General features: G+C 45.9%; 21 protein-coding genes. 16 read left to right on the top strand and 5 right to left on the bottom strand.

The genetic code is table 11. The features are described 5' to 3' along the window. The first annotated feature begins 72 nt into the window (after positions 1–72). From ABH09_RS09180 to ABH09_RS09160, 5 genes are all read left to right on the top strand, one after another. Positions 73–1,323 (top strand): sodium/glutamate symporter, encoded by a 1,251-nt coding sequence (locus ABH09_RS09180; RefSeq protein WP_253714163.1) that lies wholly within the window; start codon positions 73–75, stop codon positions 1,321–1,323. A 79-nt stretch (positions 1,324–1,402) separates the two neighbouring features. Next, positions 1,403–2,197: an acyl-CoA dehydratase activase gene (locus ABH09_RS09175; protein ID WP_162664020.1), complete on the top strand. Its 795-nt coding sequence runs from the start codon at positions 1,403–1,405 to the stop codon at positions 2,195–2,197. Between the two features lie 109 nt (positions 2,198–2,306). Then, positions 2,307–3,632 (top strand): 2-hydroxyacyl-CoA dehydratase subunit D, encoded by a 1,326-nt coding sequence (locus ABH09_RS09170; protein ID WP_162664019.1) that lies wholly within the window; start codon positions 2,307–2,309, stop codon positions 3,630–3,632. Positions 3,633–3,643: 11 nt separating this feature from the next. After that, entirely contained in the window at positions 3,644–4,792 is a 1,149-nt protein-coding gene (locus ABH09_RS09165; protein ID WP_162664018.1) for a 2-hydroxyacyl-CoA dehydratase subunit D, read from the top strand. A gap of 12 nt (positions 4,793–4,804) precedes the next feature. Then, a complete protein-coding gene (locus ABH09_RS09160) occupies positions 4,805–5,398 on the top strand; it encodes a leucine-rich repeat domain-containing protein (RefSeq protein ID WP_253714162.1) in 594 nt (197 codons plus the stop codon). Between the two features lie 154 nt (positions 5,399–5,552). On the opposite strand, the gene ABH09_RS09155 is transcribed toward ABH09_RS09160, so the two are convergent. Beyond that, a complete protein-coding gene (locus tag ABH09_RS09155) occupies positions 5,553–6,371 on the bottom strand; it encodes an Rpn family recombination-promoting nuclease/putative transposase (RefSeq protein ID WP_253714161.1) in 819 nt (272 codons plus the stop codon). A gap of 157 nt (positions 6,372–6,528) precedes the next feature. Here ABH09_RS09155 and ABH09_RS09150 point away from each other — a divergent pair, with 157 nt between their 5' ends. From ABH09_RS09150 to ABH09_RS09140, 3 genes are all read left to right on the top strand, one after another. Further along, on the top strand, positions 6,529–6,933 hold the full coding sequence (locus tag ABH09_RS09150; protein WP_253714160.1) for a Fur family transcriptional regulator: 405 nt from the start codon (positions 6,529–6,531) through the stop codon (positions 6,931–6,933). A gap of 109 nt (positions 6,934–7,042) precedes the next feature. Continuing rightward, positions 7,043–8,002, top strand: coding sequence for a hypothetical protein (locus tag ABH09_RS09145; RefSeq protein WP_162664016.1), 960 nt, complete (start codon positions 7,043–7,045; stop codon positions 8,000–8,002). Between the two features lie 3 nt (positions 8,003–8,005). Continuing rightward, a complete protein-coding gene (locus ABH09_RS09140) occupies positions 8,006–8,722 on the top strand; it encodes a DUF4398 domain-containing protein (RefSeq protein ID WP_162664015.1) in 717 nt (238 codons plus the stop codon). Positions 8,723–8,845: 123 nt separating this feature from the next. Here the strand turns inward: ABH09_RS09140 and ABH09_RS09135 are convergent, their stop codons facing one another. Both ABH09_RS09135 and ABH09_RS09130 read right to left on the bottom strand, forming a co-directional pair. Then, positions 8,846–10,942, bottom strand: a complete 2,097-nt coding sequence (locus tag ABH09_RS09135) for a methyl-accepting chemotaxis protein (protein ID WP_253714159.1) — start codon at positions 10,940–10,942, stop codon at positions 8,846–8,848. A 523-nt stretch (positions 10,943–11,465) separates the two neighbouring features. Next, on the bottom strand, positions 11,466–12,041 hold the full coding sequence (locus ABH09_RS09130; protein WP_253714158.1) for an NUDIX hydrolase: 576 nt from the start codon (positions 12,039–12,041) through the stop codon (positions 11,466–11,468). A gap of 63 nt (positions 12,042–12,104) precedes the next feature. On the opposite strand from ABH09_RS09130, the gene ABH09_RS09125 reads away from it, so the two are divergent. The 8 genes from ABH09_RS09125 (at position 12,105) to radC (ending at position 21,351) form a co-directional block, all read left to right on the top strand. Then, complete coding sequence (locus ABH09_RS09125) at positions 12,105–12,926, top strand: cytidylate kinase-like family protein (protein WP_162664012.1); 822 nt, start codon at positions 12,105–12,107, stop codon at positions 12,924–12,926. A 111-nt stretch (positions 12,927–13,037) separates the two neighbouring features. Continuing rightward, positions 13,038–13,526, top strand: coding sequence for a ferritin (locus ABH09_RS09120; RefSeq protein ID WP_230977663.1), 489 nt, complete (start codon positions 13,038–13,040; stop codon positions 13,524–13,526). A gap of 52 nt (positions 13,527–13,578) precedes the next feature. Continuing rightward, positions 13,579–14,517: a PhoH family protein gene (locus ABH09_RS09115; protein ID WP_253714157.1), complete on the top strand. Its 939-nt coding sequence runs from the start codon at positions 13,579–13,581 to the stop codon at positions 14,515–14,517. 54 nt (positions 14,518–14,571) lie between these two features. Continuing rightward, on the top strand, positions 14,572–17,004 hold the full coding sequence (locus tag ABH09_RS09110; RefSeq protein ID WP_253714156.1) for an HD family phosphohydrolase: 2,433 nt from the start codon (positions 14,572–14,574) through the stop codon (positions 17,002–17,004). A 1-nt stretch (position 17,005) separates the two neighbouring features. Further along, the gene (gene ybeY, locus ABH09_RS09105) at positions 17,006–17,467 is read left to right on the top strand and encodes an rRNA maturation RNase YbeY (protein WP_162664009.1); all 462 of its coding nucleotides are present in this window, start codon (positions 17,006–17,008) and stop codon (positions 17,465–17,467) included. Positions 17,468–17,469: 2 nt separating this feature from the next. After that, the gene (locus ABH09_RS09100) at positions 17,470–18,240 is read left to right on the top strand and encodes a hemolysin family protein (protein WP_162664008.1); all 771 of its coding nucleotides are present in this window, start codon (positions 17,470–17,472) and stop codon (positions 18,238–18,240) included. A gap of 11 nt (positions 18,241–18,251) precedes the next feature. Continuing rightward, a complete protein-coding gene (locus ABH09_RS09095) occupies positions 18,252–20,246 on the top strand; it encodes a tetratricopeptide repeat protein (protein ID WP_253714155.1) in 1,995 nt (664 codons plus the stop codon). 436 nt (positions 20,247–20,682) lie between these two features. Continuing rightward, the gene (gene radC, locus ABH09_RS09090; RefSeq protein ID WP_162664006.1) at positions 20,683–21,351 is read left to right on the top strand and encodes a RadC family protein; all 669 of its coding nucleotides are present in this window, start codon (positions 20,683–20,685) and stop codon (positions 21,349–21,351) included. A 15-nt stretch (positions 21,352–21,366) separates the two neighbouring features. Here radC and ABH09_RS09085 read toward each other — a convergent pair whose 3' ends face one another. Then, a complete protein-coding gene (locus tag ABH09_RS09085) occupies positions 21,367–22,392 on the bottom strand; it encodes an alpha/beta hydrolase family protein (RefSeq protein ID WP_253714154.1) in 1,026 nt (341 codons plus the stop codon). Next, positions 22,389–22,982: a CYTH domain-containing protein gene (locus ABH09_RS09080; protein ID WP_253714153.1), complete on the bottom strand. Its 594-nt coding sequence runs from the start codon at positions 22,980–22,982 to the stop codon at positions 22,389–22,391. The genes ABH09_RS09085 and ABH09_RS09080 overlap by 4 nt, the downstream gene beginning before the upstream one ends. Positions 22,983–22,996 lie beyond the last annotated feature (14 nt).

Raw genomic sequence — 22,996 nt, 5'->3', positions numbered from 1 at the left:
TTTAGAGGTTCCCTATTGTAATTCTCGTGATGGTTACGCAAAAAAATATTCATTATCAGGAGTTATCGAGTTATGGAAAGAATTGTTTTAAAATTGGGCATGTTCGAAACACTCATGGTTGCGGTTATCGCAATTTATGTGGGAGAGTTTCTACGTAATAAAATTCCGGTTCTCAAAAAATATTGTTTACCCGCTTCCGTTGTGGGTGGCACCTTGTTTGCGCTCCTCTCGCTATTGCTCTATTCGCTCAATATTTTTGAATTGAATTTTGATTATAAAACGGTCAATCAACTGTTCTATTGTTTATTCTTTGCTGCAAGCGGCGCTGCTGCAAGTTTGGCGCTGCTGAAAAAAGGCGGTAAGCTGGTGATTATTTTTACCGTACTGGCTGCCTTGCTTGCAGCGTTGCAAAATGCTGCCGCTATCTCCGTCGGTAGCCTTTTCCATATCAGTCCCCTCATCTCTATGATGACGGGCAGTATCCCGATGACCGGCGGACATGGAAATGCCGCTTCGTTTGCGCCCATTGCCGTAGAGGCGGGCGCAACCGCGGCTATGGAAGTAGCGATTGCAGCGGCAACCTTCGGTTTGATTTCAGGTTGTATCATCGGTGGGCCGTTCGGCAACTTTATGGTTAAGCGCTTTCACCTCGAAAATCCCGAACTGGACGGTAAGGAAGAAGCTGCGGAATTAAAGGCGGAAGGTTCCGGCGGAACAGCGGGTGCTTTAGTCGACAAATACAATATGCTGCAAGCGGTGTTTATGCTCTGTATTGCATGCGGAGTCGGGCAAGTGCTGTTTTTAATATTGAAGTATTTCAAAATCAACTTTCCGATTCACGTATGCTGCATGTTTGGAGGAATTGCGACACGCCTTTTGCTTGATCTGACTTCAAAAACTAATCCGGCAAAACACAGCGTACTCTATGAAGCTTTCGATATCGTCGGTGAATTCTCGCTGGCTCTATTCGTATCGATGTCCATTATTTCTATGAAACTCTGGCAGCTTGCAGGCTTAGGCACCGCATTGATTGTATTGCTACTGGTGCAAGTTGTGCTGATTGTTGTGTTCTGTTACTTCCTTACGTTTAATCTCTTGGGGAGGAACTATGATGCGGCGGTTATGGCAGTTGGTCACATCGGGTTCGGCTTGGGTGCAGTGCCTGTTTCGATGACGACGATGCAGACGGTCTGCCGCAAGTACCGCTATTCCAAGTTGGCATTCTTTGTCGTGCCGGTCATCGGCGGTTTTATCAGTAATATTACCAATGCTATTATTATCACGAAATTCTTGGATTTGGCAAAGCACATGCTTGGTCTTTAATATGTAGGGAAACCTCTAAAAACTTCCGTTTTTAGAGGTTTCCCTTAGATTTAATCGGCAAGAGAGCGGGTATATCGTTATGAGTATATTTACAATGGGCGTGGACGTCGGTTCTACAGCTTCCAAATGTGTTATTATCAAGGATGGAAAGGATATCGTTGCAACGGCGGTTGTTCCGGTTGGAACGGGTACCAGCGGGCCCGCGCGGGTTATGAAAGGCGCATTGGATCAAGTCGGTTTTACCTCGATAGAACAGCTTGACGGAGCTATTGCAACCGGTTATGGGCGTAATTCGTTAAAGGAAGTCCCGGCACAGATGTCCGAATTGTCCTGTCATGCAAAAGGCGCTTATTTCTTGTTCCCGCGTGTTCGTACTATTATCGATATTGGCGGGCAGGATTCAAAGGCGTTAAAGCTCAGCGATAACGGTATGCTCGAAAACTTTGTTATGAACGATAAGTGTGCTGCCGGTACCGGACGCTTTCTCGATGTTATCGCAAAGGTTCTGGAAATCAATTTGGAAGACCTGGAAAAGCTTGATGAACAGTCCACCAAAGAACTGACCATCAGCTCTACCTGCACCGTCTTTGCCGAATCGGAGGTTATCTCTCAGCTGGCAAGTGGTGCAAAAATTCCCGATATCGTAAAAGGAATCCATACGGCGATTGCCAGCCGTGTCGGTAGTTTGGCCAAGCGTGTTGGCATTCAGGATGATGTTGTCATGACCGGAGGAGTTGCCCTGAATAAGGGAATGGTCCGGGCATTAGAAAGAAATATAGGATTTAAAATTCACACGAGTGAGTACTGCCAGTTAAATGGTGCAATTGGAGCCGCCCTGTTTGCATATCAAAAGTGTGCGCAGGCAGCAAAATAAGTACGGTCGACGCCGGTAAATGCAAGGTCGGCGCCGGTCTACGCGGTATCTTCCACAATGCCCTTTCCGGTTTTATGGAAGATGACCGAGAGATACGAGGAGGAAACAAATGGCTCAAAAAATGGAAAAGTTACCCAACAAAACGCCACGGCCGATTGAAGGGCATAAGCCCGCAGCAGCTCTGTTACGCGATGTCGTAGATAAGGTCTATGCGAATGCGTGGGAAGCAAAACGGCGCGGTGAATTAGTCGGATGGAGTTCTTCTAAATTTCCAATTGAATTAGCGAAAGCTTTTGATCTTAACGTTGTTTATCCCGAAAACCACGCGGCGTCGACGGCTGCAAAGAAAGACGGCTTACGTCTCTGCCAAGCCGCGGAGGATATGGGCTACGATAATGATATTTGCGGGTATGCTCGCATCAGTCTTGCGTATGCCGCAGGAGAACCGACCGATTCACGCAGAATGCCGCAGCCGGATTTTTTGCTGTGCTGTAATAATATCTGCAATATGATGACAAAGTGGTACGAAAATATTGCGCGTATGCATAATATTCCGCTCATCATGGTCGACATTCCATTCTCCAATACGGTGGATGTTCCCGAAGAAAAAGTGGACTATTTGCTCGGGCAGTTTGATTATGCCATCAAGCAGCTGGAGCAATTGACCGGTAAAAAATTCGATGAAAAGAAATTTGAGGATGCCTGTGCGCGTGCAAACAGAACCGCCGCGGCATGGCTGAAAGCTTGTTCGTTTATGTCATATAAGCCGTCTCCGTTAAGCGGGTTTGACCTGTTTAACCACATGGCAGACATTGTCGCCGCCCGCTGTGAGGAAGACGCCGCTGTCGGTTTTGAACTGTTGGCACAGGAATTTGAACAGTCGGTAAAAGAGAATACCTCTACATGGGAATATCCCGAAGAGCACCGTATCTTGTTTGAAGGTATTCCGTGCTGGCCGGCGCTCCGTCCCTTGTTTGACCCCTTAAAAGATAGCGGCGTTAACGTAACCGCTGTCGTATATGCTCCGGCATTCGGCTTCCGATATTCGAATATCCGTGAAATGGCCGCCGCGTACTGCAAGGCACCGTGTTCCGTCTGTATCGAAACCGGTGTTGAATGGCGCGAGACCATGGCAAAAGAAAACGGTATCAGCGGCGCTTTGGTCAACTACAACCGCAGCTGTAAACCGTGGAGCGGCGCGATGCCCGAAATTGAACGGCGCTGGAAGGAAGACCTCGGTATTCCGGTCGTCCACTTCGACGGCGATCAGGCTGACGAACGCAACTTCTCTACGGAACAGTATAAAACACGTGTACAGGGCTTGGTAGAAATTATGGACGAGCGCAAGCAGGAGAAACAGGCGAAGGGCGAGGACGTCTATACCAACTTTAAAAACACCAAAGAGACCGATTGGTCGAAGCCGACGTTGGAGTAGGGGAGGACAGTATGGAAACAATCAAAGAATTATTGGAACAATTTAAATATTTGGCAAACAATCCGCGGAAGCAGCTGGATAAATACCTTGCAGCAGGGAAAAAAGCCGTCGGTATTTTCCCGTACTACGCACCCGAAGAGATTGTCTATGCGGCAGGTATCGCACCGTTCGGCGTATGGGGAGGGCAGGGCCCCATCGAGCGGGCAAAGGAATACTTCCCGACATTCTATTACTCGCTGGCATTGCGCTGTTTGGAAATGGCCTTGGACGGTACCCTCGACGGGCTTTCCGCTTCAATGCTGACAACGCTGGATGACACCCTTCGTCCGCTTTCTCAGAACTACAAGGTGAGCGCCGGACGGAAAATTCCGATGATCTTCATCAATCACGGTCAGCACCGTAAAGAGGACTTCGGCAAGAAGTACAACGCACGTATCTTTACCAAGGCGAAGGAAGAGCTGGAAAAAATCTGCGGCGTTAAAGTAACCGATGAGAACTTAAAGAAAGCGTTCAAAGTGTATAACGAAAACAGGGCTGAAAAGCGCCGGTTTATCAAGCTCGCCGCGGCTCATCCGCAGAGCATAAAGGCTTCCGACCGCTGCTATGTGCTGAAAAGTTCATACTTCATGCTGAAAGACGAACACACCGAACTGCTCAAAAAGCTGAACGCCTTGCTCGAAGCCTTGCCGGAAGAAAAATGGGACGGCGTTCGGGTGGTTACCAGCGGTGTTATTACCGATAACCCCGGCTTGCTGGATATCTTAGATTCCTACAAGGTCTGTGTTGTTGCCGATGACGTTGCGCATGAATCCCGTGCGTTGAAGGTTGATATCGATCTTTCTATCGACGATCCGATGCTGGCACTTGCCGATCAATTTGCCCGTATGGATGAGGATCCGCTTCTCTATGATCCTGATTTGACAAAGCGTCCTGCGTATGTGGTGAAACTGGCAAAGGACAACAAGGCTGACGGATGCCTCCTCTTTATGCTCAACTTTGATGATACGGAAGAGATGGAATATCCTTCGCTTAAGCAGGCATTCAGTGAAGCAAAAATCCCGTTGATTAAAGTCGGTTATGATCAGCAGATGTCGGACTTCGGGCAGGTAAAAACACAGCTCGAAACATTCAACGAGATTGTACAGCTCAATCGGATGTAAGGGGGTAGCAGTATGAGTGAAAATGTATGGGAAAATGATGATTTTATTTTTAAAGGCGCCGAATTAAAGGGCATGACGCAGAAGGGAAAGGATAAGGTAAAAACGCAAGGGCTTACCGATTTGACTATCCCTGCGGTTGCTCCGGACGGAACTCCTATTACGCGGATTGGCGACAATGCATTTTACCGCAGGGGCTTAACCTCCGTTGTTATCCCCGACACGGTAGAGAGCATCGGCTATGATGCGTTCGGCGTGTGTAAATTAACTTCGGTTAAACTGCCGAGCGCGTTGAAGGATATCGAAGGCTTTGCTTTTTACCGGAACGGTCTTAAAGAAGTTACCTTCGGTGGTAAGGAAACAAAGATTGAGCCGAGTGCATTTGCATTGAATGCGTTGACGGAACTCAACTTGCCTGCAACCCTTGAGCTGATTGATACTTCGTCTTTCTACAAGAATGAGCTGACGGCAGTCAAGATTCCTGCATCGGTGAAGAAAATCAATATGTATGCTTTTTTGAAGAACAACATCAAAGAAGTGAAAATCCCCAAATCGGTGGAATTTTTGCATGCACATGCATTTGAACCGACTACCGAAGTAAAAAAATAAAAAGCACTCTACTTTCAATGTCTTTTTCCCGATATGCATCCGTGTATGTCGGGAAAAAGACAATCTTCATATTTTTCTGCCGGACTATGATTTTTCGTCGGTATTAACTATCTGCTCTATGTGCTAAAAGAGGGATGTACACAAATGGTGTAAATTAGTTGATAGCTTCGATATCTTCTTTACTCAATCCGGTCATTTTTTCGATAAATGATATGTCACAATCGGCTTGCTTCATCAATCGAGCCGTTTCGAGCGCTTTCCGGCGAGAACCGCGTATTTCTCCTTCGGCAAGACCAATCGATTTCCCTCGTGCCTCGCCTTCATCAAAGGCATCCATCAGTGCTGCGGGTAATATGTGGTATTCTTTCCTCAGCTGCTCATTGCGTTTTACTGCCTGTATCATCTGTTCTATCCTCCCTGTATATGCTGTCGTTACTTTCCCTGTTTTTACGTACTGTAAAAAACCTCGTAATTCTTCATTACCTGTTTCTTTAAATGCACCCGCATTCAGTATAATCTTTTTAGTTCCATCTTGTAAGGGGACGCTTTTATCCTCAATACAGATATTTTCAAAGGTGTAGATTGCTTTGTTACTACCGATAGGATCAAATAGGCAAATAAAGATAATAAAGCTATCGTTTAACGCTTTATAAGAATAGCCTTTATCTAAAAAGGCGACATCCAGCACAGACTGATAATACCGCATCCGTTTCGGTATATTGTATTCATTCCCAACTTGCATCTCAATGTCGTAAGATGTACCCGCTTTGTCTTTTACCAGCACGTCTAGCCGAACGGTTTTTGCTTCGGAATTAGTTGTAACGGTATTCTGAGGCGATAGATAGGTTATTTTCTCAATTTTAACACTAAACAGAATCTCAAGAAATTCTTTACAGATAGGCGCATACTCCATAACCTTACAGAACATGAAATCATCGGAAATAGTTAAGTCTTCAAAAGGTTTTTGTGTCATTTACTTCTCCTACAATCCTTATATGACTTTCGGAGATTTTTGGCTTGAAAAATGGGGATAATTACTCATCATACGCGGAATATTGACAGTACCGCTTTTAAAATTGTAATATTGATTATCAATTTTAGGCGCTATACTTTGATGTGAGGAGTTGTATATGAAAAAAGCTGTGTCATACAAGCATTCAAAACAGCGGGAAGCACTGTTCAACCTTTTAAGTTCTACTAATACGCATCCTACGGCGGCATGGCTGTATGATCAGCTGCGAAAGGATTTTCCACATCTGAGTCAAGGAACCGTGTATCGCAATTTGAATATTCTTGCCGAACAGAAACGGATTAAGGTCATCAATGTTGACGGCACCTTTGCTCATTTTGATGCGGATATGAGTGTGCATAATCATGTTATCTGTACACGGTGCGGCAAGGTGGAAGATGCTTTTATGCCGTCCGATGAACACTGTGATCAAAAAGCTGCGGAGATTAGCGGTTATCGTATTGATTCACATCGTTTTGATTTTTTTGGACTTTGCCCTGAGTGCCAGTGTCTTGAACATGATTGAGTTCTATAGTAATTTATCTATGCGAAAAGCTTTCGCACTAGACAAACTTCTTTAAGAGCTCTATGAGTTTTTTAAATGTCTGAATATCCGTTTAGAAATGGAGGTTATAATGAATAAAACACTGAAAACATTGTTTTATATTCTTGGTGTTTGTGTTCTATTATTCGGTTTCGGTGCATGTGCATCTAACAAACCTAAGCCGGAGCAAAAACCTGAATCGGTAAAGCCTGCTGACTCGGAGAAAAACGAAGAACAGGTAAAGACAGCTCGTCTACTGGATGAGATGGCAAAGGCTCGCGCTGAAGCGGTTAACGTCAAAGCAGATACGACTTATCCTACGCAGTTTAAATCAGCCGACGATACGGCGGCTGAAGCAAGAAAGAGTTATGAATCAAATAACCTTGCTGAAGCACAGGAAAAGGCTCAGAGAGCTACTGATCAGTATCGTACTTTGACTAATCGAATGAAGATATCCGAGTTAAAGTCGAAGATCGATAAAAATAACTTTGCGGCCTATGATGCAGACAGCTATAAAAAAGCGCAGGATTTATCTGCAAAGATACCCGGTCTTTATGAGCCCGATCCGGCAAAAGCTTTTGAAACCTCTGAGGAAGCACTGGGTTACTATGAAAAGGTAAAAGAAGCCGGTTTTGCTTCGATGATGAACGATGCAAAAAAGAAGGCAGATGAAGCGCGTTCCCGTGCCGATTCGGTTAAAGCAGCCGTGGCGATGAAAGATCCGTATGCAAAAACGGTGAATCGTTATCGTGCAGCAGGAATCGCTGCCGGCAATAAGAAATACGAACAAGCATATACAGGGTATATGACTGCTTCCGATGAGTTTAACGATATCTATGAAAAGGTAAAGGTTAAACGTGCGCAAGCAAATGACGCTATGGAACGAGCAAAAGCTCGCCAGGAAGCCAGCAGCAAGCTTGCAAAAGAAGCCGACCGCGAAGCGCCATTGCCGGAAAATGCGGAAGGTTTTTCCGAAGAACCGGTTAACCTTGATGAATTACAGCGTTCTACAGATACCGGCAATGCAGCGTCATCCGGTAACGGGAGGTAACCTATGAAAAAGACAGCTATTCTCTGTACCGTATTCTTTGTATTAGGAGCTGTGTTACTGTTTGCCGTATCCTATGATAATAATGAATATCAACGAAAAAGCCGAGCTTATTCCGAATTGGCGCGGCGGGCATATAGTGAAGGTGATTATGATGCTTCGATAGAGTATTCACGGCTCGCTGAAGAGAATGCCCAAAAATCAGCCGATTATATTCAGTATATGCTCGCCCGTGTCGAAGCTGAACAAGCAATGAATAGGGCACGTACCCGCTATACATGGGCGAAGAATAACAAGGCTGAAGAGAAATACCCTGAGGCATTTAAGACGGCAACCGAAGCTTTACAGGCAGGAAATACCGCATTTGGGAATAAAGACTTTGATGTTGCGGTTGTCTGTGCGAAAAAAGTTTTGGATGCGCTTGCTGTGGTTACGGGTGATGAATCTTCGTTTGCAACCCTTCCGGCTCAATACCGTATCCGCACATGGCGCGGCGAACGGGATTGTTTATGGAATATTGCGAAAGATAAGGCTATTTATGACAATCCGTATCTGTGGCGAAAACTGTATGAAGCAAACAAGAATAAATTGCCTGACCCCAATAACCCTGATTGGGTTGAGCCCGGTATTATTTTGACAATCCCGAGTCTCCGCGGTGAAAAACGCGACGGTATGTACGATCCCGCGGTAACGTATGAAAAGCTACCATCCGGCAAAAAGTAAAAAATAATCAGATAGGAACCTCTAAAAACTGCAAGCTTATCGGCTTTTTCTGTAGGGGATAGCTATTATATCCACTAATGCGAGTTGCAAAACAGTTTTTAGAGGTTTTCTTTTATTTAATTGTTAATTGGTTTTGAATTTGGAAACCTCGTTCGCCAGATTCTCAATACTCCGCTTATTCTTCTGCGTTATTTCGCGGACATCTTGTACCGTATTGTTAATTTGCATTACCCCGGACGCCATCTCATTCATACTATCAGTGATCACACGGGTTAAATTATCCAGTTTCCGCATTTCTTCGGCGACGCCCTCACCTCCTTTGAGCATTTCCTCCGAACCGGCTTGTACTTCTGTTGTAATCATATTGATATTTTTGATAGCCGTAAGTACTTCCTTGCTGCCGTGTTCCTGCTCCCTCATCGATTCGGTAAGGCGGTTGCTCATCTCCTTTACCTGTTCAGCAAGGTTAAAGATGATGTTGAATTTCTCTTCCACCGTTTTAGAAGAAGTGGATAACGTATCGATTTCACCGGATAAGGTTTTCAGTGTTGTTGTAATGGTCTTTCCTTGTACGGAAGATTCTTCGGCCAACTTTCTGATTTCATCGGCAACAACAGCAAAACCTTTCCCCGATTCTCCTGCATGAGCGGCTTCGATTGCAGCGTTCATTGCGAGCAAATTCGTCTGTGATGCAATATGCTGAATAACACTGCTCGCTTCCATCAATGAACCCGATTCTTCGGCTATTTTCTGTGTTACGGTGTTCGAGGTTACGAGTGTTGCTTTGCCGTCACCGGTTGCAACGGTAAGATTGTTGATAACATCATCGGTTTTGCTGAGTGTCTGCCCGATGGAAGCGATATTTGCAACCATCTCTTCTACGGAAGAAGACGATTGTGCGACGCTGGCTGTCTGCATTTCGATGCTGGTATTAAGCTGTTTAATGGTGCGGACAATTTCTTCTACCGTTGCTGCAGTTTCGGTAACACTCGCTGCCTGTGTAAGGGCTTGCTGTTTTACTCCGTCGATATTTACACTGATTTCATTTACGGCGCTGGCCGTTTCGGTCATATTGGAGGCAAGCTCATTGCCGACTCCTTCCATTATTTTACTATTTGTACCGACAACCTGTATTGAAGCACCGATCTTTGCGATCGTTTCATTAAAGTATTCTGACATATCGGTAATCTCGTCATTACCGATAACCGGCAATCTTACTGTTAGATCGCCTTCGCCCTGGGCGATATTTTTTAAAGCGTATACTGCTCTTTGTATCGGCTTTATAATCGTACGGGTAACAAAATAAATGATAACAACCGCGAGAATCAATATGAGTATGCCGAGACCGAGCATGGTTATACGCAACGTTTGAACAACCCCCATAAATTCCTCGACCGGAGCTGAAATAATAACAATCCAACCGGTTGTCTTCATTACGGCATAAGAACCTATTTTGCTTATCCCTTTGAATTCATAGAAGCCGACGGAAGATTGGTTGGTTTCCAGCGCCATTTTTTCAAACGCAGCGATAGAACTCAGACTATCATCGGACTTCGCTTTTTCGCTATGATTGGTCATCTGTTCTACAAAACTGAAATCAGGATGCGCGATAATGTTTCCCGTAGTGCCGAGTATACAACAGTAACCGTTTTTACCGATGGTAATATCATTTATTTGGTTTGACAGTACACCGGCTTTTACCGTTGCGAGAAGAACGCCGACCACCGTCCGGTTATCGTCATAGATGGGAACTGTAAATACAAATACCAGTTCTTCATCCAAACGGGATATAACCGGTTCTTCGACAAATGGTTTACCTTGTGCAGCAACTTGGAAATAAGCTCTGTCGGAAACATCGATTATTTTCCCCGTGTTTGTATGGCGTCGGCCGCTCATGTCGCATAAATCCATTCTGTGAATATTATCGTTGAATGCAGCTTCTTTTGCCAAAAATGCCGTTTTTTCTTGATACGAAACAGCGGGATCCCGCAATATCGGTGTACGAGCGAGACCTTCAAATAATTGCCAAAAAGCGGTAACTTGCTTGTCGATAATTCCAGCTGTATCGGATGCTTTATCGATAAGATGATCTTCGATCCCTTTGGTTACAGCCAGACGAGCCGTATGTACGGCAAGTATGATTTCAGCCAAAGAAGCTGCTGCAATTAACGCACCGAAAATAATCATGAGCTTATAGCGAAGAAAAAAACGTTTTTTCATTGTGAACCTCCATATAATTCATAATTAAAAATCATGAATTATCGTTGTATGTGTTGATTATCAATTAGAAAAAGGTGGTTTCCGTATCTTATTTTTGATTCGTGCGGAGGGTTTAATACCCGACCCTTGCGTCGTAACAAAGGGTATTAAAGCCGACTGCAACCACCTTATAGAACATACAGTGCGAAACGTTGAGCACTGTACCCCGATGCTCTGCGTCGGGGTTGTTGATTATGAATTGACAATTATTAATCAATTGGCGGGTGAGTATAAACATTTTTCATTTTGTTAAGACCTCTTTTTTTACAAAAGACATTAAATACTTTTTACAAAATATTTTTATTCTTACTGACCCAATTTAGATCCGGATCAGAATGAATATGGTTTAGGCACCTCTAAAAGCTGAAACTTTTAGAGATATTCGCCCATATTACAACAACTTTATATTTTTTGCAAATACTTTTTTCGATAAATTTCAAAATCTCCAGCCGCACAGGATCGCTTACAAAAATGTCTGTTGTTTCTAACATTTGACGTCTTTAGCAACTTCCCGTAAATAAAAAAAGAGCGCAGTGCACATAAGCGCATGGTCGTAGGGGTCCGTTCCCATCTTGTTTAACACTTCTTCAACGGGTACCGCCTCGGCTTCTAAAAATTCATCTTCATCAAGATGCTGCGCCTGCGTATTTGCCTCACAATCTGCAAAATAAATATGGCTTTTATTTCCCATAATCGCAGGGTTGGGATATACCTCACCGAGCAGCGTTAAGTTCTGTCCCGTTTTCCCCGTTTCTTCCAGCAGCTCCCGCCGTGCCGCCTGCTCCGGCGTTTCCCCCTCGTCGACTACGCCGCCGGGAAATTCGATCGACAGGTGCGCCGATCCATGCCGCCATTGTTTTACCATCAAAAAATAATGCCGACCGTTTGCATCGGTAATGCGGGGAATAACGATAACCCATTCCGGTGCGGACAATGTAGAAAATGTCTTTGTTTCGTTGTCAGGCGAAAGACTGGTGATTTCGTTAACGGTAAATACCCGTGTGGTGCATATTTCTTTTGCAGCGATGGGCTTCCATGAAAGATTAGAATTTTTTTGCATAAAAAGAGAACCTTCCTTTGACATAATGAGTATTTAGCCTTATTCTATAGAAGAGGAGGCTTTATGGCAATTATCACTATTTCACGGCAAATAGCTTCTTACGGCGATGAAACGGCTTTAGAGTTGGCAAAATCGCTCGGCTATGAGTTTATCGATAAAAAAGACCTAGAGAAAGATCTGCTTGACAAGGGAATTTCGAAAGAGAGCCTTGCTCACTATGACGAACGAAAACCCGGCTTTTGGGCATCGCTTTCCCGCAACCGAGATTCTTATTTTGATTATTTACGGGAGATCGTTTACGGATATGCGCTGAAAGGAAACAGCATCTTTATCGGGCGCGGCGGTTTTGCATTACTGCGCGGCATCCCCGGCTGCTATGCGGTGCGGCTGGTAGCTTCCGATGATGTGCGAATCGGGCGGTTAATGAAGGAGTTCGATTGGTCCGAAAAAAAAGCCCGCGCTCTGATGGCGGAGAGCGATGCCAACCGCGAAGGCTTTCACAGATGTTTTTTTGATATGAAACCGGAAGATCCTACTCATTATCACCTCGTTATTAATACCGATTTTGCTACGGCGCCGCTTGCCGCGAGTATTATCACGCATGCTTGCAAGGAAGCTATTTTACCAGCGGAAGAACAAGAAGGACTCAAGCGCATTGCCGAACTGTTATTGGGGCAGCGGATTGTCAATGTGATCGCTTTTAAAGAAGAGCTGCCCATTTATTTTTTGGATGCGGAAGTGTCCGATACGCAGATTATACTGCATGGGGTTGCAGACTCCGTTGCGTGTATCGATAGAGCGATTAAAATAGCCGAAGGCTTGGCGCAGGGGCGTTCGGTATCTACGCAGATCAGCATCGTCAACGAATATAAGCCTTATCCGTAGTCGGATGCGGTTCTTGACTATCCCCTATCTTCATTGTAGACTTATTCCATTATAGCCGGATGCGGGAATATATATCTAAAATACCTAACGCCGGATAGAAGGGGACAAACTATGATTAGCAAGAAATTGGAAGATGCGTTAAACGAGCAGATCAATAAAGAATTCTATTCTGCTTATTTGTATCTCGGCATGGCAGCCCATTTTGAATCGGAAGGGCTTAAAGGCTTTGCCAAGTGGATGCGGGTGCAGGCGCTTGAGGAACAAGGGCATGCGATGAGGATATATGACTATCTCTTTTCAGTTGATGCAAAGCCCGTATTAAAACCGATTGAAGAAGCGCCGGTACATTACGCAAAGCATCCTGTAGAAGTTATTCAGGATGTGCTCAAGCATGAACAGTTTGTAACGGCTTCGATTAACAGCTTGTATGAACTTGCGCTTGCGGAAAAGGACTATAAAACTCAAGTATTCCTGCAGTGGTTCATCAATGAGCAGGTGGAAGAAGAGGAGAACGATCGCAATATCCTCGATGTCTTCAAACATATCAACGGCAATGCCGGGCTTCTTATTTTGGATAAAGAACTCGGAAAACGGGAATAACCTTGCAGTGAGTATCCTGTTGTTACATTTGAAAAGTTAGAGAGGAGTGTTTTTGGATACCTCATATACAATCGTGTTGGAAGATCAAACGGTGCTGTCTTCGCTATGCGGCGCGAATGATGAGAATTTGCATGTTTTTGAAACGTATTTGGGTGTTCCCGTTATCTGCAGGGGGAACGAAGTAACGGTTGTAACTTCCGATCAAGCGATTTGCAAAAGGTTTCAAAAACTCATTGACACTCTTTTGGAAAGCCCCGAAATTACATCGGACGGTTCGGCCGATTTTATTGCCTCCTGCGTCGCCAACAGTGCGCCGCAACAGGGGGCTTTTTGCCCGCAGTGTATCCATATTCCACGCGGCATAAAATCGGTTTATCCTAAGAACAGGAAACAGGCGGCGCTGATCGATTCCATCTATGCAAACGATATAACATTCGGGCTCGGCCCCGCCGGTACGGGAAAAACCTATATTGCAGTGGCGCTTGCGTTAAAAATGTTGCTGTCCCATACGGTACGTAAATTGATTTTAACCCGTCCGGTGGTGGAAGCCGGAGAGAGCCTCGGCTTTTTACCCGGCGATCTTGTCCAAAAAATAAATCCCTATCTGCGCCCGCTGTTCGATATTATGGAAACATTGCTGCCCGCCGATGTACTGCGCGGTATGGAAGAGTCCAATACCATCGAAGTGGCGCCGCTTGCCTATATGCGCGGACGGACACTCCACAATGCCGTTGTGATTTTGGATGAAGCGCAGAATACCACAAAAGAACAGATGAAGATGTTTTTAACGCGGATGGGCGAAGGTTCAAAATTGATTATTACCGGAGACCCGTCCCAATCGGATATCCGCGGAAGATCGGAATCGGGGCTTGTCCATGCCGTTTCTTTAATCCGTACTATTGACGGGATCGGAACCGTTGAATTTTCTGCGGATGAAGTAGTCCGCCACTCTCTCGTACAAAAGATTATTAATGCGTATGAAAAACAATAACACCGTATTTTTAAAGAATAATGCAATCCTTGCGGATAATAGCGGAGCCATCGAATGAAAGGCGAAAACAATTCAGGATATATTAAATCGGTTATTTTGCCGCCCGTAGCGGGCTTTTTCCGTAAGATGAAAGACAGCTTTTGCGCTGAAAAAGTTTTTTTTATTCTCTTTATTGTAAGTTTTTTTATCGTTATCGCAGCGATGCTGTTTACGACGCTTGACCGCGGCGGTCTTGCCTATTTCAACCTTGATGAATTTCCTGTGGGACGGGTAGCCGAGCGCGATGTGGTTGCGGGTCGGGATATTTCTTATACGGATCAAGCGGCGACAGAGATCAGAAAAGCTGCCCGCTTACAGACAATTGCCCCTATCTTTATGCAGGATACGGAGCTTGTATCCGAGACACTCAAAAAATATGATGAGTTTGTTTCGTTTATGCTCGCTTTGCATAACGATGCGGAGGCAACCTTTGACGCGCGTGTGCAGGAACAATATCCGGGGCTATTCGATGTGCAGATTTTGAAAAATTTAAAAAAGTCAAAACAATTTGACGGCATCCTAGCCGCTGCTCAGGCAATCGTTAAACAGATGATGGCGGTCGGTATTGCGGAATTTCCCGAAAAAGGGCTCGAAGGTTTCAATCAAGCCGAAATCACGCTGGTGATGCGGCGAGGAAATAACCGAGAATATACTAACATTCAGCGAACTGCAGTTATCAAAAAAGAGAGTCTGGATTCATACATTAAAAACGCAATACGGTCGCTCGATGCAAGTCTCGATATCGATATTACGGCTGCGCTCATTCGGCCGTTTTTGCAGCCGACCGTCATTTATGATGAAAAAGAAACGGAAATGCGGGCACAGGAAGCGCTGAAGCAGGTTCAGCCGGTTATCGTAACCATTCAAAAAAATCAAAAGATTATTAAGCGCGGCTTTATTATTACTACGGAAAATTACCGGCAGCTGCAAGCCTATTCCGATGCGGGGAACTATCTTGATCTGAATAAATTTTTCGGTCTTTCCGCCTTTATTCTGTGCCTCTATATAATCGGTGTTTTTATGCTGTCGCCGCAGACAATCAGCGATCAGTTAAAAGAAAGCCGGAAGGTCTTTTTGCTGCTGATTTCGCTTGCCGTGTATCTTATCGTACTTTTTACGACAAAGGCATTGCCCCTCGTACAAGCGCTCGACATTATCCCGTTTATTCCCGCCGCGCTGACCGCTATGCTGGTTTCAACGCTTATTTCCACACGGGTTGCAATACGGATTGTATTTCTTGTTATGCTGATTGTGCTGACTGCGACCGGATTTAAGCTTGAACCGGCGCTCTTTGCACTGTTTTCCGGCTTATCGGCTGTTTCGTTGATGAAGCTGACCGGACGGCGGATGGATTTGATTAAAACGGCGTGCCAACTTGCGGTTATTCATCCGATTATCACGTTTGTGCTCTGCACGGTATTCCCCAATTCTTATGGCGACTTTGTATTTGTATTGCTCGGCTCAGTCATTAACGGCTTTATCAGCGGTATCTTCGTACTCGGCTTTTTGCCCATCTTGGAAGACCGGCTGAATACGCCGACCTGCTTCCGCTTGATGGAACTTTCCGACCTTAACTCCCCGACGATGAAGCAGCTGTTATTGACGGCTTCCGGTACCTATAACCATACGATGATGGTTGCAACATTGGCGGAAGCAGCCTGCCGCGAAATCGGGGCAGACGCGCTGTTAGCGCGGGTCGGCGCGTATTATCACGACATCGGTAAGATGGCAAACAGCGAATACTTTGTCGAAAACCAGACATCGTATAACAAGCACTTGGATTTAAACCCGCGGCTTTCGGCGGCCATCATCCGCAGTCATGTAAAAATCGGCGTAGAAAAGGCGGAAAGTATGCGGTTACCCCGTGAAGTGATCGATATTATCGGGCAGCACCACGGTAATTCTTTGGTACAATACTTTTATGCAAAGGCCAAAGAGCTTGACCCCAATGTCAGCCCCAAGGACTTTTCGTATCCGGGGCCGCCGCCGCGTACCAAAGAGGCCGCCGTGGTTATGCTTGCCGACGTGAGCGAAGCGGCTTGCCGGACGTTGGATCACCCGTCGGTTCCGCGGCTCGAAAAGTTTATTGCAAAGCTCGTTAAGGCTAAAATGGAATCGGGACAGCTGGATAACTGCGATTTAACGCTGCGGGAACTGCACATTATTCAAGAGTCGTTTGTTACTACACTCGCCGGATATTATCATTCGCGTATCAAGTACCCGAATCAAAAAGACCCTGACGAAAAAGACGGTACGACCGGCAATACTTCCGACGAAAAAGCTGCACCGCAGGATGCTTCGCCGGAAAAGACTCCCGACGAAAAATCGGCGCAGCCTGAAATGCCGCTTGAGAAAAGCATTTCTCCCGATGTAAAAAACTATCTGCAAATAGACCTCGGATTAACGGCATCCGAAAACGCGGACGGGAAGGAAAGTAAGGAAGAATAAAATGAATACTATTGCGATTACATGGCAGGATGTCCCCGAACCCGAATGGGGGAGGGCGGTTTTACCCTTTTTAGACGCGGTACTTGCACAACTTGAGCATACAAATTGGGATTTATCCGTCGTGTTTTGCCGTGATGCGTTTATCCATGAGCTGAATAAAACCTACCGTCGGATTGATGCCCCGACTGATGTACTTTCGTTTGAGCAGGGCGATGAATACGATGATGAAGACGGGAATCTTCGTTTTAATGCCGGAGATATCGTAATTAGCCTCGATAGTTTGCGCTCAAATGCCGAAACTTTTAATGTAACGATGAATGAAGAATTGAAACGACTACTGATACACGGTATTTTACACCTGAGTGGGATGGATCACAGTGATAACGATCCGCAGCAGGAAATGCTGCAATTACAGGAAAAAATACTCAAGGAATATAGTAATACGGTTGTCTATCAGGAATAAATATGGGGATATTTGATAAACTGAAAAAAAAGCGGGCGGTTTCCGAGATTTTGCAGGAGGCGCTCAATGAAGAAAAAGAAGATATGATACGTGGGGTGGTCGACTTATCCGACACCGCAGTAAAAGAAGTGATGATACCGCGTATTGACGTTGACTTTATTCCGTTGGATATGGAAACGGAGGAATTACTGAAACGGGTGGCTGAAAGCGGACATTCTCGATTTCCCGTCTATGCCGAATCAATCGATAATGTAGTGGGCGTTCTGTATGTGAAGGATTTGATCAATTCATTCGCAAAAAAGGAGCCGATCGATTTGGAAAAAATTATCAGAAAGCCGTTCTTTGTGCCCGAATCCAAGCGTATCGACGGCCTATTACGGGAATTTAAACGCCGTCATGTGCATATTGCTATTGCGGTCGATGAGTACGGCGGCATTTCGGGTATCGTGTGTATGGAAGATATTATCGAAGAGATTGTCGGCGACATTCAAGATGAGTTCGATAATGAAGATGAAGATATCGTTTCCATCGGCGATGGGCTTTGGCTCTGCGATGCCCGTGTCGATATGGATGATCTGGCGGAGGCTCTGCATACGGAGCTTCCCTCCGATGAGTTTGAAACGCTCGGCGGCTTTGTATTTGATTTATTCGGAAAAATTCCCGTCCGTTACGAAAAGGTGCGTTGGAAGGACTTTGATTTTATCGTTCAGGATATGGACGGGCATAAAATAAACACGGTAAAGATCGCTGCGGTTAAAGATGAGGATCAATAAAAGGAAGATTTATGCGTAAAAATAGTCTGTTTAGTGTGTTTCTGCTCTGCGTCGCGCTGCCTCTTTTGGCTTCTCCTATCCAACTCTTTGAGAAAGGAAAAGAGCTGCAATACCATGAAAACTGGTACGGCGCTATAGAACTCTATCAACAAGCCTTAAAAGAAAATCCCGCCTATAATGCCGTGTATCGGGGATTAGCCGAATGTTTTTACGCGCTGGGCGAATACGATCAGGCTATTGTCTACGCGGAAAAGGCGCGCCGTTACTCCCCGCAGGATGTCGATATCGAAAACCTCTATGCGTTTATCCTAATCGGTATCGGGCGTATCGAAGACGCGCAAAAGATTTTTTCGAGTATTCTGAACCGTTACCCGAACAACCTCGACGCCCGCTTCGGCATGGCGGAAATCGAGGTAACGGGCGGCCGCTTAACCAATGCTTCGGAACTGTACACCGCCGCGCTTCGCCGCCAGAGTGAGAACCGCAAAGCGCTTCTGTCGCTTGCACTGCTCAGCCACGAAACGGGTAATAACAAAGCGGCGCAGAGTTACATCAGCCGCGCCCTGCAATACCACGGAGATAACGCGCAGGTGCATTACTTTGCCGGTTACCTTTCCGCTCTTGCAGGCAACCTGAGCGAAGCGGAAGGGCGTATCCGTGCGGCGCTTACCATTGACGAAGACTACGACAAGGCACGGGCGCTGCTCTGCTCGCTGTTATACAGCTCCGGCCGTTACCGCGAGGCAATGTCCGTAGCCGATTTGCGCATTGCGGGGGACCGTAAGCGTGCCGATGCGTGGTATGTAAAAGCGCTCTGCTTAATGAAGCTTGCGCAAAAAAAACAAGCCTTTGAAGCTGCGCAAATCGGGCTTTCCGTCGATACCGAAAACGAACTGATGCGCACCCTGCTTGAGGATATCGCCGTTCAGACCTTTGAGTTTGAAGATACGCAGCGAAAAACACTCGCCGGTGCGCACCGCATAAAGGGCGATGCTTTCTTAAACCGCAACATGACTGACCAAGCTTTATATGAATACCGGCGCGCCCTCAAGGTGTACCCGTATGACACGGAAAGCCGTCAAGCGTATGCCAATATCCTGATGCGGCAGGGCTTTTACGAGCGCGCTGTACAGCAGCTTGAATTTATTCAGTCCATCGAAAAGAGTACCGCCCGGATCAACGACACGGTAGAGGCCTACAGCAAGATGCTTGACCACTCGGTGCGGAACCGCTGGAAGATCGATCCGCTGTATTTGAACAAAGCGCACCTTTCCGTCGGGCTTTTTTATCAGGTAAATGCGGCCAATGTGTTTCACCCCGAAGCGGAAAAACTCACCGCGGCGCTGATAAACGATATTCTTTCTTACAATCGCCGTTTTGCGGTTTCCGCTCATTTGGATAGCCCCAGTTCGTATACGGAGGCGTTCAGACAGGCGCGCACTGCCGGAAACGATTATTTCGGTATTGTCAATTTGCAGGAAAATGAGCGGGATATACAGATTACGCTTGATCTCTATGTCGGGCGTACCGGTTCAAAAGCGGAAACTTTAACGGTGTACCGATCGGGTAATGACCGGTTCGGCAACGCTGTCCGCCGCATCATCGGTCTATTTAATCAAGCAATGCCGGTTATCGGCAGCATCGCCGGACGTTCTCAGGCGGAAGCGGTTATCGATATCGGTTCGGGCGACTGCGATTTTACCGATTATACTATCGAAATCGTCAAGAAGGGAACGCTCACCATTGCGAATGAAGGTATCGGGCTCTTGTACAACGAAAAAGACGTACTCGGGACGTTCACGATAGGGCGCATTTCGGAAGACCTTACCGAAGGAACGCTTACGCGGAAGGGGTACTACGATAGGATGACGAAAGGCGATATGGCGGTACTCATTTACACCGATCCGGCAAAGACCGGCAGTAAGGCGGAAAAAACCGTCGACGGTACCGACCCGCGCGGGCAGCAGATGTCGCAATTGTTGTCGCTCTTACGAAGCATCCGCTAACCTTTTGAAATATACGACACATCTACTGCGTCATACGGTAAAAAAGTGTCCTCAACGTATCAAAGATACGCCTGCGGTTAATTTGTGCTCGCGCCTCGTATCTACGCCGTCTATTTTCAAAAGGCGCTGGTTCAAAAATATACGACACATCTACTGCGTCATACGGTAAAAAAGTGTCCTCAACGTATCAGAGCGGACAGGGATGTCCGTGGTTCCGCGCAGAATCGAGTTCGCGATGCGAACTCGCAGCCAAAGAATGTACAGGATGTACATTCTTTGGCGTGCCTGCGGGTGTTTTTTGTACGCTCCTAGCATCTACATCGTCTATTTCAAAAGGCGCTGGCGAAGCGTTTTTACTAAACCGCTACTGAAAATCCTCGACGTATTTTTCTCATTTTTCTTGCCAAAATGCCTGCTCATGCGCTATATACGAGGTATGACTATACATCAGAATATGCGTAAAAAACCGGATATACGGGAACGCCTTTTAGAGTGTGGAGTGGAACGGTTGAGCGATACGGATTTGCTTGCAGTTCTTTTACACACCGGTATTGCGAATAAGCCGGTAACAAAACTTGCCGAAGAAATTGTCCGGCATATCGATACGCGCAAAGCGGAAAGTATCGAAGCAGCGTTACGAACTGTGAATGGGATAGGTGCAGCAAAGCTGTCAACTATTCTCGCGGCGTTCGAGCTTGGTAGGCGATATTACGGTGTCGGAGGCGAAAAAGTTCGGCACCCCAGTGATATTGTTCCATTCTTGCGGCACTACTCGGTGCGTAAACAAGAGCAGTTTATCTGTGTATCGCTGAACGGCGCTCACGAAATTTTAGCGATCCGTGTGGTTTCCGTAGGAACGTTGACTCATACCCTGGTTCATCCTCGTGAGGTATTCGCCGATTCGCTTGCAGATAGAGCTGCCGCAGTTATTCTTGCCCACAACCATCCGTCGGGAGCTTTGGCGCCTTCTGCTGAGGATTTAAACTTGACAAAGCGACTCTGTGAGGCCGGACGGCTCTTAGGAATTGAGGTGTTGGATCACATCATTCTGTCGCCGAACGGCGAGTACATGAGCTTTATTGAGGCTGGTTTTCCTCTTATTTAGGGTTATGCTTGGCACTTACCGGCGCAAAAAGTTACGAAAAGCGTAAGCAGGGTATCGTTTTATGTTGCCGGAGTAAAACCAGTCTTTTATGGCTTCAAACGCTGCCGGTTGTAAATACGGCATAGAGGCCTCCGATATTTCCTGCTTTAAGAATAGGTCAAGCCAGCCAAGTATTAAAAGCCTGTAACGTGTATAGAGTTCAATATCGAACCAGCCTGAAAGCATATTGCCTTTGCTATCGAGTCCGCTGCCGTGGACACCGTTTTTAATAGATAAAAAAGCTGTCGGAGCGGATGTATTGCAGTGTTTGTAAAATTCAAAAGTTTTTTCGGGATACGCGACATTATCTTTGCTTCCGGTAACAATAAGGACAGGGATTTGTAGAGTGGTGAGATCGGTACCGAGTACCTCATTTTTACCGCCGACTCGTTCTATAAGGAACGAGGCTCCATTATACGGGTTCAATGCAATAACGGCACTGATATCGGGACTTGATTTCGAAAAGTGCAGTGCCGCCGTCCCACCCATCGAGTGGCCGATGACTGCCGTTTTTTGCATATCCATCCGCTTAAATAAACGGCTTTCAGTATTTTCGTTTGCCGTTTTTAAAAGTGTATAGGCCGACTCAAACGCAGCGATAAACTCTTCGGGATAACTTTTCTCTTTTGCCGACAGAATCGCTGCGACATATCCCTGAGAGGCAAGATAACGGGCAAGGCTTGCATTCGGTTTTTTTGAAACCTGCCAGCCATGGCTGATAATAACGAGTGGGTAGGTTCCCTCAAGTACCGGATAAAAAACAGTGAGAGGACTATCTAAAATAACCGCGTCAGTTAAGTCCGGCGCTTCAAAAGCGTGATTGGGTTCATAGCTGTATATGCGGTTATATTTTTTTAAAGTTTCAGGATTCAAGACAGCAACTTCGTATTCAAGCAGCGCGTCAACGGTTTGTGCATATAGCGCGGCTGTTTTGTCCGACAGAAGCAGTAAAGTAAAAAAGAAGAATATACGCGATAAAAATATCTTTTTATATGTTTTCATAAACACCTACAAGCGAGTAGTTCATTATACGGGCGCACTTCGATAGCCGATTGCGGTATCTCTAAAGCGGTGAGCAGCGTATCGAAAATAACCTGCGCATTACGGATATGCTGTTCGTAAGCGGCAGTATCGGAACCTTCATCGGGGGAGAGGACTTCGATTTCTAAAAAATGTCCGATCGGATGTATTGTTGAAAGCTCTACCGATACGGAACAGGTGCCTTCGAGTATACCAGCCGGGAACAAATCTGTGTATGGAACAAAAACTTTTGTCTCCTTTTGCTTCTCTGCGGTACAGGTCATACCGAGGCTTTTGAGCATTTCGGTAAATACCGGTACGGACACAGCTGCAAGCTCAAATTCGAGTTCGCGGTTGGTTTCTATCGTATCGGTATAGTGTTTCTGCTTATGCGTTATGAAAACCGTTTCCTTGTCCCCAATCAGTTCCCGCCGTATCCGTATCGTTTTTTCTCCGAGTGTCCAGTACCGGTCGGTCTTGGTGCAGCGGAGTGAGAAATCTGCGATACGGGATAACAGCGCCTCGGTTTTTTTGGGATGTTCAAGATGCGCTTTTAATTCGATTTCGTGCATACGCTCATCTGTGC

The sequence above is a fragment of the Treponema sp. OMZ 803 genome (assembly GCF_024181165.1).
Classification (GTDB): domain Bacteria; phylum Spirochaetota; class Spirochaetia; order Treponematales; family Treponemataceae; genus Treponema.
This window is presented reverse-complemented; position numbering and strand designations above follow the sequence as displayed.